Here is a 15246-nt window from a genome sequence, read left to right on the forward strand (position 1 = left end):
CGGATTGTCAGGGCGTGGCTTTTAGGACTTCGCGGCCCCGTCATTTGCGGGCACCGTATAGCGCGTTGCGTGGCTGCCGACGAGGGCCGACGACCGCACCGAGGCGCCGGACTCGATCAGCGCCGATTTGATCTTTTCGAGGCTGCCGGAACCCGCGACCGAGATCAGCAGGGCAGCGCCGTCGAAAGCGGTGTCCGGCACCGCGACGATTTCGGCCAGCGGCGACAGCGCGCGCGCGGTTTCGGCGTTCCAGCCGGATACCCGCACGCTCCAGGTTTCGACCTCGGTGACCCTGGCGTCATCGGAAACCCGCGATACCACGAAAACCGGCAGCGCGGCCGGATGATCGGCGCGCTCGACGAAGGGCAGCCGCGCGATGATCTTCGGCGCGGCGCTGGCTTCGAGCGCGATCCACCAGGGCGTGTGGCTGGAAGTGGCGGAGACCAGCGCCAGATCGCCCTTGGACTTGGCGACCGCCTCGACGGCGGCGGTGGCGCTGAAATGCGAGACATAGGGGACGGTGAAGCCGAAATGAAAACGGGCCGAATCCCGCATCGCGGATTCGCCGAGCGAGATATCGGCGTGGACGGAAAACGGCGCCTGCACATAGGTGAAGGTCGAGATGATGACGCGCCAGATGCTTTCGACGGTGTCGAGCGGCAGGATCCCGCGATGGCGCTGCACCAGCCGGCGCATCATGTCGGCCTCGCGCGCCGGACGAAAGGCCGAGCCGACCTCCTGGGTCTGCTTGACCCGGATCAGGCGGTCGATGATGTCGCCGCGCTGCATCAGCAGGCGGTGAACCTGTTCGTCGATCGTATCGATCTCTTGGCGCAGCTCCTGCAGCGAGGGCGGAGCGGGGGGCAATTTGGACATCTCTGGAACCTGAACGCCGGATCGCTTCGGCTCCGGCAAGGAAGGCTACTGATTAGGTAAGACGGCAGCTGAAAGCAAAGAGAAACGTCGGGTGCGAGGGTCAGGTTAACCATCGGCTTGCCTTGACGAGGGCTCCCCTGGGTACTAGCTTGCAGGTACTCCGTGGTCATTTGAGCCGGCCGGCTTGCAGCCACGTTAAACAACTCGCTAAACAGGCCGGGGACAGATGGGATCCCGGCCGAACCTTTGTTCAGGCCGGGTTTTTTATGGCCTGATTTCCGTCTGTGAGCCTCCCCGAGGGGCCGGTGCCGAGATGACGAAAGTAGAGTCGTTAGCCAGTCCTTCGATCCATGCCGAGGAGCGCGCGCGGGAGGCGGACCATCCGAGTTCGCCGGTGGCGAAGTTCGGCCCGGACCGGCCGCTGAAGCTCGATTGCGGCATCGATCTCTCGCCCTTTCAGATCGCCTATCAGACCTATGGCAAGCTCAATGCCGACCGTTCCAACGCGATTCTGGTTTTCCATGCGCTGACCGGCGATCAGCACGCCGCCAATATCCATCCGGTGACCGGCAAGCCCGGCTGGTGGGAAACTATGATCGGTCCCGGCCGTCCGCTCGATACCGACCGGTATTTTGTCATCTGCTCGAATGTGATCGGCGGCTGCATGGGATCGACCGGGCCGGCTTCGACCAACCCGGCCACCGGAAAATTATGGGGTCTGGATTTTCCGATCATCACCATTCCCGACATGGTGCGCGCGCAAACCATGCTGATCGACCGGCTCGGTATCGAGACCTTGTTCTGCGTGGTCGGCGGCTCGATGGGCGGCATGCAAGCGCTGCAATGGACCGCGGCGTACCCGGAGCGCGTGTTCTCGGCGCTGGCGGTGGCGTGCAGCACGCGGCACTCGGCGCAGAACATCGCGTTTCACGAACTGGGCCGGCAGGCGGTGATGGCCGATCCCGACTGGCATCACGGGCGCTATTTCGAGCAGGGCACGCATCCGCATCGCGGGCTCGGCGTGGCGCGGATGGCGGCGCATATCACCTATCTGTCGGACGCAGCGCTGCATCGCAAATTCGGCCGGCGCATGCAGGACCGCGACCTGCCGACCTTTTCCTTCGATGCGGACTTCCAGGTCGAGAGCTACCTGCGCCATCAGGGCTCGTCCTTCGTCGAGCGTTTCGATGCCAACAGCTATCTCTATCTGACGCGGGCGATGGACTATTTCGATATCGCCGCCGATCATGACGGGGTTCTGGCGCGGGCGTTCCGCGGCATCAAGACCCGGTTCTGCGTGGTGTCCTTCACCAGCGACTGGCTGTTTCCGACATCGGAGTCGCGTGCGCTGGTGCATGCGCTCAACGCTTCCAATGCGCGGGTGTCGTTCGCGGAGATCGAGACCGATCGCGGCCATGATGCGTTTCTGCTGGACGTGCCGGAATTCTTCGACATCTCGCGCGCGTTCCTGCAATCGGCGGGCACCGCGCGCGGCCTGACCAGGGCAGGCGGCTGAGATGACGATGCAGCAACAGGTTTTGCCCCTTTCCGGCGATGCGCCGCGCAACAGCGAAAATTACCGTAGTGATCATCTGCTGGTCGCGGGAATGGTCGAGCGCGGCTCAAAGGTGCTCGACGTCGGTTGCGGCGACGGCGATCTGCTGCAACTGCTCGAAAGCCGCGGGATCGACGGGCGTGGCATCGAATTGTCGCGTGAGGGCGTCAACCGCTGCGTCGCCAAGGGGCTTGCGGTGGTGCAGGGCGACGCCGACACCGACCTCGTCAATTATCCCGACGACGCCTTCGATTACGTGATCCTGTCGCAGACACTTCAGGCGACGCGGCAGCCGAGGACGGTGCTGGAAAATCTGCTGCGGATCGGGCGGCGCGCCATCGTCTCGTTCCCGAATTTCGGGTTCTGGCGGATGCGCCTGCAACTCCTGATCGGCGGCCACATGCCGCGCACGGAGAATTTGCCGGCGACCTGGTACGACACGCCGAACATCCATTTCTGCACCATCAAGGATTTCGTGCAGCTCTGCGACGAGATCAACGTCAAGATGGAACGCGCGGTCGCACTCGACCTTTACGGCCGTCCGCTCCGTCTCAACGCCCCCTGGTGGTTCTGGAACATGTTCGGCGAGCAGGGCGTGTTTCTGCTCAGCAGGGCGGAGAAGACGAAGTAAAAGGCTCATCCGTCATTCCGGATTCGATGCTGTGCATCGCCCCGGAATGACGAAAACTAATCCGCCGCCACCGACCTTGGATCACGCTCCGGCCAGCGGCCCGCTTCGCAGGATTTGGAATGCGGCCCACGCGCGGTGTGCCTCGTCTACCACAGCGACCAGCCCTGTTGTACCGGACGATAATACTGGCCCCCGCGCCGCTGTGTATTGCCGGTTTGGGGGGCCGGATTGCGCTGGAAAAGGAAGAAGCCGCCGTCGTCCGGGTCGCTGCCGCTGGCAATGCGGTCATCATCGGCCGCGGGCGTCGGCTGACGGGTTATAAAGCCGCCCTGGGGCTGGTTGCCCAGCACCGCGACGAACTCGGTGCGATAATTGGTTTCGCTGCTCAGCGGCTCGTCGGAGACGACGATCGAGGATCGCGGCACGGCGGTCGGCCCGATGCGATCGAGCACATCCTGCGGAATGGTGATGCGGTCGAGCGCGTCCTTGGCGTCGTCCCCGTTGTCGATCGTGACCGCGGTCCAGCGCAAGCCCTTGTCGGTGCGCGCCACCGCGGTGAAGATGTGTGTGCCGATCGGCGTATCGGGATCGCGGATCGTGACCGGAACCTCGATGGACGAATCGAATACCTCGCCGCCGCCGTCCGGCGCAGGCTTGTGCGTGTTGCGCCGGACGTAAAGCTTCTGCGTCGCGCGGCTGATATAGACCGAGACCGGCTCGAGCAAGAGCTTCGCTTCCATCGCCGCTTTGGCGGTATCGGCTTTTTGGGTCGCGGCCGCCTTGGCGGCGTCTTTCGCGGCAGTCACCGCATCGAGTTTGGGCTGCGCGTCGGCCTTGGCGGTGTCGAGCTGCGTCGCCGCGTCCGCGGCCCTGGTGACGGCCTTCTGCTTCAGCTCCTCGGCGAGCGCCTTGGCCTGATCGGTCTTTGCCGCGGCGAGCGTCCTGTCGAGATAGGCGAGCTCGGCGTCGGCGCGTTTCTTGAGTTGCTCCAGCTTTCGGAGCGACGCCGGCAGCGATGCTGCCTCACGTGACGTCGTCGCGGCAGCTTTCTTCGCCTCGCCGGCTGCCCTGGCGGCATCCTCGGCCTCGCGCGTGAGCGCCTCGGCCCTGGCCGGCGCGGCCGCGAGCGCGTCTGCGTTCGGTACGAACAGTGCCGGATGAGTGAAATCGACCGGTTCGGCGTCGCCGGGCGAGATGATCACCCGCATCCCGATCCACGTCTTGTCAAACAGCTTCTCCGCAAAGTCGTAGGGCATCCGCACGCAGCCATGCGAGGCCGCATAGCCGGGCAGCGGCCCGCCGTGCAGCGCGACGCCATTCCAGGTGATGCGCTGCATGTTCGGCATCCAGGCATCGTCATACATGGTCGAGTGGTGGTCCTTGTCCTTCTCGATGACGGCGAAGACGCCGGCCGGCGTCTCGCGTTCCTTGATGCCGCTCGACACCGGTGCGCGCAGGATCCAGCCGTCGGCGTCGTAGAAAGTGACCTTCTGGCTCTTGATCGATACGATCGCCATGATCGGCTGGCCCGCCTCGCGCGGCGCCGTCGCCTCGATGGTGGCTGCGGGGCGCGCCGGTCTCGCCGCGGCGCCGGCGGTCAGCGCCGTCAGGACGGCCATCGACATGAGCATCATAATGGCGGGAGGCCCCCAACGCCGCATCACCACGTTGGATTGCGCCGTCGTCAATCGATTTACCATGCCATCCCCGGTTGAAATATCTGCCCGCACTTGCGTCGACGGAGTGCGGGATCGCGATTTCTTGATGAACCGACCGCCACACCCATCCACGCCGCCAATTCGCTCCCGGGGACTATCGTTCCGATGAAAAATCTTCATACACGACAGCCCGCGCACAAGGAAGGCTAGCTCGCGGCTGAAATTGGCCCATTGTCAGCCCGCGCGCGGATCACGGTGTGGTCCGTTCTTGGTAGCAGAGCGGAGTGATAGTGGGACAGTGCTTGGTTTCCGTTGCGGACCCGTTGCTGACATTTCTTACTAACGCCAAAATAACTTCATAGACAGCATCAATCCACGAATGGGCGGTCGCGGTGAACCAGAAACAGCAAAAGCGCCTCTTCGAGATATGCCGATGCGGCAAGGTGAAATTGGAGGCAGTCGGCCAGCCGATTCTGACTGCCTGCTGCTATTGCGCGAGTTGCCAAGAAGCCGGAAGCCGCTTTGAACACTTGGTTTCCGCGCCATCCGTGCTCAATCCCGACGGTGGAACAGACTACATCCTGTATCGAAAGGATCGAGTGCAATGTGTGACGGGGCAGGAGTATCTTGAAGAGCACCGGCTCAAGCCCGATTCCGCTACCCGGCGGGTCATAGCCACATGTTGTAATTCGGCAATGTTCCTCGACTTTACCAGAGGGCATTGGCTGACGATGTACCGGAACCGCTTTCCGGCAGGTGCTCCGCCCCTTGAAATGCGGGTCATGACACAAGACCGGCGAGACGGCGTCAAGCTTGCCGATGACTTGCCGAATTATGATGGTCACGCCGGCAAGTTCATGTTGAGGCTTATTGCCGCTTGGATCGCGATGGGTCTCTGCAGGCCAGAAATCACCTTGGGAAAATCAGCCCTCAAATTGCAATGACCACTTACCGTGGGCGCAACTTCGTGCCGACGCAATGATGCATATCCGATCGGCGCATCCCGGAATGGCGCGCTAACCGGCCGCCACCGAGCGGGGGTCGCGCACCGGCCAGCGGCCCGCTTCGGCGAGCGCGATGAAGCGCTCGACCATCTCGTTGAACAGGGCCGGCTCCTCGAGATTGAGCACGTGGCCCGATTTCGGAAAGAACGTCAGCCCCGCGGCGGGAAGGTGTTTCTTCAGGAACAGGCTCGGCTCGACACAGACGTCGTCCTCGTCGCCGCAGATGATCAGCGCCGGCGTCGGCACTTTCCGGATCGCCTCGGTCAGGGTGTAGATCGACGGCCGTCCGCCCTGGAAGCTGCGCATGGTGTTGGCGGAGCCCTTGGAATCGTGCCGCGCCAGCGCCGCATAGAAATCGGCGTGGCCGCGCGGATCCTTCACCAGGAATGGAATCCGGCCCGGCGCCTCGCGCGTGACTTTCGCGACTTCCGCGGAGCCGAGCGTCTCGAATTGTTCGGCATTGGCCTGGCAGTGCTGGCGGAAGGCTTCGAGATTCTGGAGGCTTGATCCGGAGCCGACGCCGGCCAGCGTCATCGACAGCGCGCGGTGGGGCGCGTTGAGGCCGATCTGCAGCGACGAATAGGATCCCATCGACAGGCCTACCAGATGGGCTTTTTCGATCTTCAAGTGATCGAGCACGGCAAGGGCGTCGGTGTAGAAATGCTTGTAGCTGTAGGCGTCGGCCGAGGGGGGAACGTCGGATGGCGTATAGCCGCGCGCCGAATAGGCGATGCACCGGTGGCCGCGCGAGAAGTAACGCATCTGCGGCTCCCAGTTTGTGTGGTCGGCGGCGAATTCGTGCAGGAAAATGATCGGCGTTCCGCTGCCTGTTTCTTCGAAATAGAGGCGGACATTGTCGTTCGTGACGGCATAGGGCATTTGCGTTTCCTTCTGCTCTTCTCTTCTTGAGCCGGGCCGAAAATCGCAGTTAACGCTCGCGGCTGCAATGAGGCGGAATCATTTCTTTTTCGCCGTCAAATGAACGTGGAATGACCCCGAAACGGTTTTTGCAGCGCCGCATCGCGTCACGCTATCGCCATACCGCGACACTTTACGGACGGCCATGTCGGCTGCCCCGGCGCTTCTTCACGAGAAGATGCGGGTTGCCGATGGGAACGGGGGTGGTCACAAAGGAATGAGAATGATTCAGTTGTTTGCGTTTCGCCGATCGCGTCGTGCCGTTTCTTTCGGCTTCGTCGCGGCGGCGCTGTGTACGGCGTCGATGGTCGTGTCCGTCACTCCGGCTTCGGCAAGATCTCATCATGGCATCGTGCGGCATGGTCACGCACGTTATGCTTTTCATCACACCAGGCGGCATTTCGCCTATCGTCATTATCGGCACTTCGCGCGCTTGTCACACCGGGACTCCGGCATCGAGCCGATGCCCATGGGTGGTTTCGATGATGCCAATGCGGGCTTCGCTTCCGGAAGCCCGGCCTTCTCCGGCGGTTTCGGATCGTCCAACCTTGTCGCCGAGGCACGCCGTTATCTCGGCGGTAATCCGACCAGCCGCAGCACCCTCTGGTGCGCTCGCTTCATGAATTTCGTTCTGGAGCGATCCGGTCATCGCGGCACCGGCTCGGACATGGCCAGTTCGTTCGCCCATTACGGCCAGCGGGTATCCGGCCCGCAGGTCGGCGCGATCGCCGTGATGTCCCGGCACGGCGGCGGCCATGTCGGCGTGGTCAGCGGCATCGATGGCAACGGCAATCCGATCGTCGTTTCCGGAAACTACGGTCATCGGGTGGCGGAGGCCTCGATCTCGCGCAGCCGGATTTACGCCTACGTCGTGCCGACGACCTAAAATCGGCGCTGCCGGCAACAGAGGCAGCCCTTCCTCGGTTGCGGGGAGGGGCCGCCGCTGCGGCCCCTCCGGCGGAAATGCGCACGAATTTGTGAAGTTCCCCCTTCCGTTTTGGAGGACCTGTTCCCACATTTGCCCCAAGCCGACGTGATCGCCGGTGAGGACCGCCGGCCGGTTGAGGAATGTCAACGCGCCGCGCGGAAACCCAATGAAGATGCTGCTTTCGTGCCTTCGGGGCGAAGCGGCAGGCTGAGGGAAAACAGATGAATATTGAAAAATATACCGAGCGGGCGCGCGGGTTCATTCAGTCTGCGCAATCGCTGGCGATGCGCGACGGCCACCAGCAGTTTTCGCCGTTGCATATGCTCAAAGTGCTGCTGGATGACAGCGAGGGACTTGCTGGCGGCCTGATCGATCGCGCCGGTGGCAATTCGCGTGCAATCCTCAAGGCGACCGAGGATGCGCTGAACAAACTCCCGAAAGTTTCCGGAAGCGGCGCGGGGCAGGTCTACCTCTCGCCCGATCTGGCGCGCGCATTCGACACCGCGGAAAAAGCCGCCGAGAAGGCCGGCGACAGCTTCGTCACGGTCGAACGGCTGTTGCTGGGGCTGGCGCTGGAGAAGGGCAGCGAGGCGGCCACGATCCTTAGCAAGGGCGGCGTCACGCCGCAGAATCTCAACGCCGCGATCGAGGCGCTGCGCAAGGGCCGCACGGCGGATTCGGCGACCGCCGAGAACGCCTATGATGCGCTGAAGAAATATGCCCGCGACCTGACGCAGGCCGCGCGCGACGGCAAGCTCGACCCTGTCATTGGCCGTGACGAGGAAATCCGCCGCACCATTCAAGTTTTGTCCCGCCGCACCAAGAACAACCCCGTGCTGATCGGCGAACCCGGCGTCGGCAAGACCGCGATCGTCGAGGGGTTGGCGCTGCGCATCGTTAATGGCGACGTGCCGGAGAGCCTAAAGGACAAGAAATTGCTGTCGCTCGATCTCGGCTCGCTGATTGCGGGCGCGAAATATCGCGGCGAGTTCGAGGAGCGGCTGAAAGCCGTGCTGCAGGAAGTCACCTCCGCCGAGGGCAGCATCATCCTGTTCATCGACGAGATGCACACGCTGATCGGCGCCGGCAAGGGCGACGGCGCGATGGATGCGTCCAACCTGTTGAAGCCCGCGCTGGCGCGGGGCGAATTGCATTGCATCGGCGCCACTACGCTGGACGAGTACCGCAAGCATGTCGAAAAGGACGCCGCGCTGGCGCGCCGGTTCCAGCCGATCTTCGTCTCCGAGCCGACCGTTGAGGACACCATCTCGATCCTGCGCGGCCTGAAGGACAAATACGAACAACATCACGGCGTGCGCATCACCGATTCCGCGCTGGTGGCGGCGACGACGCTGTCCAACCGTTATATCACCGACCGATTCCTGCCTGACAAGGCCATCGACCTGATGGACGAAGCCGCGGCGCGGCTGAAGATGCAGGTCGATTCCAAGCCGGAAGAGCTGGATTCGATGGATCGGGAAATCATTCGGCTGAAAATCGAGCAGGAAGCGCTCCGGAAGGAAAGTGACGCCGGTTCGAAAAGCCGCTTGCAGACCCTGGAAAAGGAACTGGCCGAACTCGAGGAGAAATCTGCGGCGCTGACCTCGCGCTGGAGCGCGGAGAAGAACAAGCTTTCCAATGCCCAGAAGCTCAAGAGCGAGCTCGACGCCTTGCGTATCGAACTCGCCAACGCACAGCGCCGCGGCGAATATCAGCGCGCGGGTGAACTCGCCTATGGCCGGATTCCCGAGCTCGAGAAGAAGCTCGCGGACATCGAGGCCAAGGAAAATACGAAGGAAAACACCAAGGAGAACGCGGACGGGATGATGGAGGAGGCGGTCACCGCCAACCACATCGCGCAAGTCGTCTCGCGCTGGACCGGTGTGCCCGTCGACAAGATGCTCGAAGGCGAGAAGGACAAGCTGCTTCGGATGGAAGACAGCCTGGGCCAGCGCGTCGTCGGCCAGACCGAGGCGGTGCATGCGGTCGCAACCGCCGTGCGCCGTTCCCGCGCGGGCCTGCAGGACCCGAATCGTCCGATGGGCTCGTTCATGTTCTTGGGCCCCACCGGCGTCGGCAAGACCGAACTGACCAAGGCGCTCGCCGGATATCTGTTCGACGACGAGACCGCGATGGTTCGCCTCGATATGTCCGAATACATGGAGAAACACTCGGTGTCGCGGCTGATCGGCGCGCCTCCGGGCTATGTCGGCTATGACGAGGGCGGCGCGCTCACCGAGGCGGTGCGGCGGCGGCCTTACCAGGTGGTGCTGTTCGACGAGATCGAGAAGGCGCATCCCGATGTCTTCAACGTGCTGTTGCAGGTGCTCGACGACGGCCGCTTGACCGACGGTCAGGGCCGCACGGTCGATTTCCGCAACACGCTGATCATCATGACGTCGAATCTCGGCTCCGAATTCCTCGTCAACCAGCCGGAAGGCGAGGATACTTCGGTGGTCCGCGAGCAGGTGATGGGCATGGTGCGGGCGCACTTCCGCCCGGAATTCCTCAACCGTGTCGACGAGATCATCCTGTTTCATCGCTTGCAGAAGAGCGAGATGGGCCGGATCGTCGAGATCCAGTTCGCCCGGCTGCAGAAGCTGCTGGAAGACCGCAAGATCACGCTCACGCTCGATGCCGTGGCGCGTGACTGGCTGGCCGAGAAGGGCTGGGATCCCGCCTATGGCGCGCGCCCGCTGAAACGGGTGATCCAGCGCAATCTGCAGGATCCGCTGGCCGAGATGATCCTCGCCGGCGAGATCAAAGACGGCGATCAGGTCGCAATCTCGGCGAAGGGCAATGTGCTGACGTTCAACGGCAAGCCGCCGCACACCGCCGAGATCGCGCAGTTCGACACGCCGGTATCGAAACGCAGGCTGAACTGACGCAATCGACTGAGCCCGAGCCGCGAAGGTGGGGTATACCTTCGCGGCGGCTCGCGAGGCGACCCGGCGGTGGGGCCGGGGTATGGCTGTCTCAGTGGTGCGCGGTGAGCCGGGGCGGGTTGTGGGACATGATCCAGAGCTCGACCGCGGCCAATATCGCCACGGCGGCGCCGATGATCACGTGGACCGTCATCGCCCTCGTGCCCTGGAAGCCCAGCACCCAGGGCGAAACCAGCGTCAACAAGCCGACAATGAGGTTCATCCACTCCTCCCAGACCGCGAAGGTTGCGAGTGCCGCTATCGCGAGCACGGCAATGACGATGCCGGCAACATTGGCGTTTTCGGAAGCCTTTCCAGCGTCAAAGCCGAACATCCACGGCGAAAGGAACAAGGCCGCACCGAGGATCAAGTTGGCAACATCGCATAATTTGGCGTTCGTCCAGTTTTCCATGGCACCCTCCAACGAAGGCTGCCCCGTCGGTCAACCGGGGTTCCGCCCCGCTGGTTCCAGGCCGGCTGGATCAAAATTTCAATGAATCAGGCTGGAACATGCTGTTTCGACCTTGGGGTCTGAAACCCCCAGCGTTTTAGCGATTGCTGCTGACCTGCTGCAGCCGCAACGGTCCGCCCGTGGCGTCGGAGATGTGTGCGCCGTTGCGGTCGCTCATCATGGCATCGAGGCGATCACGCTCTTTCTCGAAGTTTGACATAATCGGCCCTTCGAGCGAGCGGCCGCGCGGCAGCTTGACCCGCATCGGGTCGACGAAGCGGCCGTTCACCAGGATTTCGTAGTGGACGTGGGAGCCGGTCGACTGCCCGGTCGAACCGACAAAGCCGATGACCTGGCCCTGGTGAACCCGTTTGCCGACCTCAAGCCCCTTGGCGAAGGCCGACATGTGCCCGTAGGCCGTCTCGTAGCCGTTGTTGTGCTTCAGCTTGACGTATTTTCCGTAACCGCCCTCCCAGCCAGCCACCTCGACGACACCGTCGCCGGAAGCGAAAATCGGCGTTCCATAGGCGGTGGCCCAGTCCACGCCGGTATGCATCTTGACGTAGCCGAGGATGGGGTGGCGGCGGCTGCCGAAGCCCGACCGCATGATGGCGTTGTTGACGGGTTTGCGGACCAGGAACTTCTTCGCGCTCTTGCCGGTCTCGTCATAGAAATCGACGATGGAGTCGTCGGGGGTCTGAAAGCGATAATATTTCTTGGTCTCGCCGCCGACGGTCAGCGAGGCGAACAGCACTTCGTTCCTGTCGGTCGCGGTCGCGCCTTCATCTTCGCCGGCGTAAAAGACGTCGAAGGAGTCGCCGGGCTGTACTTTGCGCTGGAAGTCGACGTCGTAGGAATAGATGCGGATCATGGCGTCGATGACGTTCTGCGGCACCTTGTTGCGCAGCGCGGTCTCGTAAATGCTTTGATAGAGCCGCACCCCGGTTCCATCGTCGTCATCGTCGTCACTGCTGCCGGCGTCGGCCGTATCGGTGACCGTATTCATGCTCTGAACGTCGACGGCGACATATTTGCCGACGTCGGACAGCGCCACCACGGCTTCGACGGCGGAATCATTGGCGACGATCACCCGATAAGGCTCCAGCCGCTGGTTCGATCCGGGGGTGGCGGGTTCCATCAGAATCAGAAGTTTCTCGCCTTCCCGCAGGCCGCCGTCGCGGCCGCGGGGCCCGAGCGTAGAGGCAATCGCCCTTGCATCGTCAGGCGTGGCGCCCTGATCGCGCAGGATCGAGGTCACGGTCTCGCCCTTCTTGACGATATGGACGCGTTCGCCGACGGGATTGCCGCCGGTGGTCTGTTCGTTGGTCTTGGGCAGCAGCGTGACGTTTTCCGGCACCACCCGCGTTTCAAACCCGGCATAGGGGTCGGAGGCAGTTCCTTCCGCCGCATAGGCCAATTTCATGTCCGATTGCGCGCCGGTGACGTCGGCCGCGGCATTGGCAAGCGCCGCGTAACGTACGCCGCCGCCATTACCGTGCCAGTTGGCGGCGTCACGCACCCGCATCAGGACATCGTCGAGCGCGACTGCCGCGGTGATCTTTGCCTTGGGCAGGATCGGCGCAAGATCCTTGGTAACGAATGAAACCTCGGCATCCGGCTCGGCGGCGTTGGCGGCACTCGGATCGTCGGAGGCCGCAGGCGTGTCGTCGCCGACATCGGCCAGCAGGCGCTGTGCATTGAAGGGCGGGATCTTGGCGCTGAGATCGCTGGTCGTCAGCGACAAATTGCCGGAAATCCGGACGAAGGGCCGTACCCGTATCACATCCCGGTTGCCGGCCCGGGCGACCGTCGAGACCCGCATCACATTGCGCAAGGCGCTGGACTCGCCGATCGGCGGCAGGCGGTCGCTCTTGTGCAGGCTTGCGGTGTGGTCATTGGCGCCGAATGCGCCCCGCAGCGCTCCCTCGACGCGCTCCGGCACCTTGGCGAAGGTCATTTCGCCGTCGAGCGACGCAAAAACGGCGCCGCCGATCAGGGCCGCGCCGCATAGGCCGGTAAGTATTGTGCCGCTGAACCATTGTACGGAAACGCGGCGGCGATCGATCACCGCGGCTTCGGATCCATCGACGGAAAGCGGCGGCTCGTGACCGAGATCGATGATCCCGGTCTCGCGTCCGTAGCCGCCCCCGCGTGACGTCCTGTGGTTCAAACCACCGTCCCCCAAATTTCCATCCGCATCCGCCGGGGCCTTTGTCCGGCCCCGCCCCCGTATGTTCCCTTGGAAAGGGAGGTTCGGAAGCATGACATTCCGCGTGGCTGTCCGAGAATTAGAGGCCAAAGTTCTTCAAGGCGCTTGAAGGACAAGACTCAGGCCGAAATCGCGAACAACTCTGTGAAGTATAGGTCTCTCGATGTTTCCAGGCTGGCAGGGAAAGGCGATGAATTCATGGAAGATCGCCGTTCCCCTGGTCGATCATCGCCGGCAATCCCACGGGCATCCGGCGATTCAATTCTTAACTAACCGTCAGAACGTCGCAGGATTGTGGCTCAAGTACGGCGCGAAGTACCGAAAATATCTAGGTTTCTTCGCCGCGAAAGATTCTCTTCCTCGATGCGACGATTTGTTGACAACAGGCGTTGACAACTCCGATGGGGCGGGCCTATAACCCGGCCACTGAGCGCGGCACTGCATTGGCCCTCGGCCAAAGCATGTTTTCGTGCCCGTGAAGCTCCTCACTGAGATGAGTGAATCAACAGCCGGTAGTTACCGGTTGTCATTTGCCGTCGGGTGAGGTCTTGGAGGCTCCCATTCATGGGAGAGGGTCTGCGGACCCGGGCTGTTTGACAAGTGAAGATGAAGAAAGAGAAACGTGGACGGCGGAGTCCTTGCGAGTCTCGATTACTTGAAGACTTCGGTTTTCTAGTATTGAGGCTGGACGAAAGACTTCGGCGGTACACGTTTATATAGGTTACACCATCGTTGTTCGCGATGTGAATCGCGTTCAATAAATATGGTGGGACCTCGTCAAACGTTGTGATCAGCCGGTTTGAAGTTTCAAGTCCAACTTGAGAGTTTGATCCTGGCTCAGAGCGAACGCTGGCGGCAGGCTTAACACATGCAAGTCGAGCGGGCGTAGCAATACGTCAGCGGCAGACGGGTGAGTAACGCGTGGGAACGTACCTTTTGGTTCGGAACAACACAGGGAAACTTGTGCTAATACCGGATAAGCCCTTACGGGGAAAGATTTATCGCCGAAAGATCGGCCCGCGTCTGATTAGCTAGTTGGTGAGGTAACGGCTCACCAAGGCGACGATCAGTAGCTGGTCTGAGAGGATGATCAGCCACATTGGGACTGAGACACGGCCCAAACTCCTACGGGAGGCAGCAGTGGGGAATATTGGACAATGGGCGCAAGCCTGATCCAGCCATGCCGCGTGAGTGATGAAGGCCCTAGGGTTGTAAAGCTCTTTTGTGCGGGAAGATAATGACGGTACCGCAAGAATAAGCCCCGGCTAACTTCGTGCCAGCAGCCGCGGTAATACGAAGGGGGCTAGCGTTGCTCGGAATCACTGGGCGTAAAGGGTGCGTAGGCGGGTCTTTAAGTCAGGGGTGAAATCCTGGAGCTCAACTCCAGAACTGCCTTTGATACTGAGGATCTTGAGTTCGGGAGAGGTGAGTGGAACTGCGAGTGTAGAGGTGAAATTCGTAGATATTCGCAAGAACACCAGTGGCGAAGGCGGCTCACTGGCCCGATACTGACGCTGAGGCACGAAAGCGTGGGGAGCAAACAGGATTAGATACCCTGGTAGTCCACGCCGTAAACGATGAATGCCAGCCGTTAGTGGGTTTACTCACTAGTGGCGCAGCTAACGCTTTAAGCATTCCGCCTGGGGAGTACGGTCGCAAGATTAAAACTCAAAGGAATTGACGGGGGCCCGCACAAGCGGTGGAGCATGTGGTTTAATTCGACGCAACGCGCAGAACCTTACCAGCCCTTGACATGTCTGGGACCGGTCGCAGAGACGCGACCTTCTCTTCGGAGCCCGGAACACAGGTGCTGCATGGCTGTCGTCAGCTCGTGTCGTGAGATGTTGGGTTAAGTCCCGCAACGAGCGCAACCCCCGTCCTTAGTTGCTACCATTTAGTTGAGCACTCTAAGGAGACTGCCGGTGATAAGCCGCGAGGAAGGTGGGGATGACGTCAAGTCCTCATGGCCCTTACGGGCTGGGCTACACACGTGCTACAATGGCGGTGACAATGGGACGCGAAGGGGCAACCCCTAGCAAATCTCAAAAAGCCGTCTCAGTTCGGATTGGGCTCTGCAACTCGAGCCCATGAA

The 15246-nt window shown here is 62.0% G+C and carries 11 protein-coding genes, 1 rRNA gene and 1 riboswitch (1 of these 13 running past the window's edge); of the genes, 7 read left to right on the forward strand and 5 right to left on the reverse strand.

The features are described from left to right. Positions 1-21 precede the first annotated feature (21 nt). Positions 22-876 (reverse strand): chorismate mutase, encoded by an 855-nt coding sequence (locus HB630_RS14720; RefSeq protein ID WP_213772997.1) that lies wholly within the window; start codon positions 874-876, stop codon positions 22-24. A 152-nt stretch (positions 877-1028) separates the two neighbouring features. Then, a riboswitch (SAM riboswitch) is annotated at positions 1029-1108 on the forward strand. A gap of 81 nt (positions 1109-1189) precedes the next feature. On the opposite strand from HB630_RS14720, the gene HB630_RS14725 reads away from it, so the two are divergent. Both HB630_RS14725 and metW read left to right on the forward strand, forming a co-directional pair. Further along, entirely contained in the window at positions 1190-2392 is a 1203-nt protein-coding gene (locus HB630_RS14725; RefSeq protein WP_213772998.1) for a homoserine O-acetyltransferase, read from the forward strand. A gap of 1 nt (position 2393) precedes the next feature. Next, positions 2394-3062: a methionine biosynthesis protein MetW gene (gene metW / locus HB630_RS14730; RefSeq protein WP_213772999.1), complete on the forward strand. Its 669-nt coding sequence runs from the start codon at positions 2394-2396 to the stop codon at positions 3060-3062. Positions 3063-3208: 146 nt separating this feature from the next. Here metW and HB630_RS14735 read toward each other — a convergent pair whose 3' ends face one another. Continuing rightward, positions 3209-4762, reverse strand: coding sequence for a L,D-transpeptidase (locus HB630_RS14735; RefSeq protein ID WP_213773000.1), 1554 nt, complete (start codon positions 4760-4762; stop codon positions 3209-3211). Between the two features lie 350 nt (positions 4763-5112). On the opposite strand from HB630_RS14735, the gene HB630_RS14740 reads away from it, so the two are divergent. Then, on the forward strand, positions 5113-5664 hold the full coding sequence (locus tag HB630_RS14740) for a hypothetical protein (protein ID WP_213773001.1): 552 nt from the start codon (positions 5113-5115) through the stop codon (positions 5662-5664). A gap of 72 nt (positions 5665-5736) precedes the next feature. Here HB630_RS14740 and HB630_RS14745 read toward each other — a convergent pair whose 3' ends face one another. Continuing rightward, positions 5737-6603: an alpha/beta hydrolase gene (locus tag HB630_RS14745; RefSeq protein WP_213773002.1), complete on the reverse strand. Its 867-nt coding sequence runs from the start codon at positions 6601-6603 to the stop codon at positions 5737-5739. A gap of 262 nt (positions 6604-6865) precedes the next feature. On the opposite strand from HB630_RS14745, the gene HB630_RS14750 reads away from it, so the two are divergent. Both HB630_RS14750 and clpB read left to right on the forward strand, forming a co-directional pair. Next, a complete protein-coding gene (locus HB630_RS14750; RefSeq protein ID WP_213773003.1) occupies positions 6866-7528 on the forward strand; it encodes a TIGR02594 family protein in 663 nt (220 codons plus the stop codon). Between the two features lie 263 nt (positions 7529-7791). Further along, positions 7792-10455 carry an ATP-dependent chaperone ClpB gene (gene clpB, locus HB630_RS14755; RefSeq protein ID WP_213773004.1) on the forward strand — a complete coding sequence of 888 codons (2664 nt, stop codon included), beginning with the start codon at positions 7792-7794 and terminating at the stop codon, positions 10453-10455. 91 nt (positions 10456-10546) lie between these two features. Here the strand turns inward: clpB and HB630_RS14760 are convergent, their stop codons facing one another. After that, complete coding sequence (locus tag HB630_RS14760) at positions 10547-10906, reverse strand: SPW repeat protein (protein ID WP_213773005.1); 360 nt, start codon at positions 10904-10906, stop codon at positions 10547-10549. 136 nt (positions 10907-11042) lie between these two features. Beyond that, entirely contained in the window at positions 11043-13115 is a 2073-nt protein-coding gene (locus tag HB630_RS14765; RefSeq protein WP_213773006.1) for a M23 family metallopeptidase, read from the reverse strand. A gap of 229 nt (positions 13116-13344) precedes the next feature. Here HB630_RS14765 and HB630_RS14770 point away from each other — a divergent pair, with 229 nt between their 5' ends. Both HB630_RS14770 and HB630_RS14775 read left to right on the forward strand, forming a co-directional pair. Beyond that, complete coding sequence (locus HB630_RS14770) at positions 13345-13572, forward strand: hypothetical protein (RefSeq protein WP_213773007.1); 228 nt, start codon at positions 13345-13347, stop codon at positions 13570-13572. A gap of 396 nt (positions 13573-13968) precedes the next feature. Then, positions 13969-15246 (forward strand): 16S ribosomal RNA (locus HB630_RS14775) (it continues 211 nt past the right edge of the window).

Source organism: Bradyrhizobium sp. dw_78, from assembly GCF_018449525.1.
GTDB lineage: Bacteria > Pseudomonadota > Alphaproteobacteria > Rhizobiales > Xanthobacteraceae > Bradyrhizobium.

What these genes read in the sequence shown, in the direction of transcription:
- HB630_RS14720 (WP_213772997.1), bottom strand. Translation starts at nt 876, where the DNA reads ATGTCCAAATTGCCCCCCGCTCCGCCCTCGCTGCAGGAGCTGCGCCAA.
- HB630_RS14725 (WP_213772998.1), top strand. Translation starts at nt 1,190, where the DNA reads ATGACGAAAGTAGAGTCGTTAGCCAGTCCTTCGATCCATGCCGAGGAG.
- metW (WP_213772999.1), top strand. Translation starts at nt 2,394, where the DNA reads ATGACGATGCAGCAACAGGTTTTGCCCCTTTCCGGCGATGCGCCGCGC.
- HB630_RS14735 (WP_213773000.1), bottom strand. Translation starts at nt 4,762, where the DNA reads ATGGTAAATCGATTGACGACGGCGCAATCCAACGTGGTGATGCGGCGT.
- HB630_RS14745 (WP_213773002.1), bottom strand. Translation starts at nt 6,603, where the DNA reads ATGCCCTATGCCGTCACGAACGACAATGTCCGCCTCTATTTCGAAGAA.
- HB630_RS14750 (WP_213773003.1), top strand. Translation starts at nt 6,866, where the DNA reads ATGATTCAGTTGTTTGCGTTTCGCCGATCGCGTCGTGCCGTTTCTTTC.
- clpB (WP_213773004.1), top strand. Translation starts at nt 7,792, where the DNA reads ATGAATATTGAAAAATATACCGAGCGGGCGCGCGGGTTCATTCAGTCT.
- HB630_RS14760 (WP_213773005.1), bottom strand. Translation starts at nt 10,906, where the DNA reads ATGGAAAACTGGACGAACGCCAAATTATGCGATGTTGCCAACTTGATC.
- HB630_RS14770 (WP_213773007.1), top strand. Translation starts at nt 13,345, where the DNA reads ATGAATTCATGGAAGATCGCCGTTCCCCTGGTCGATCATCGCCGGCAA.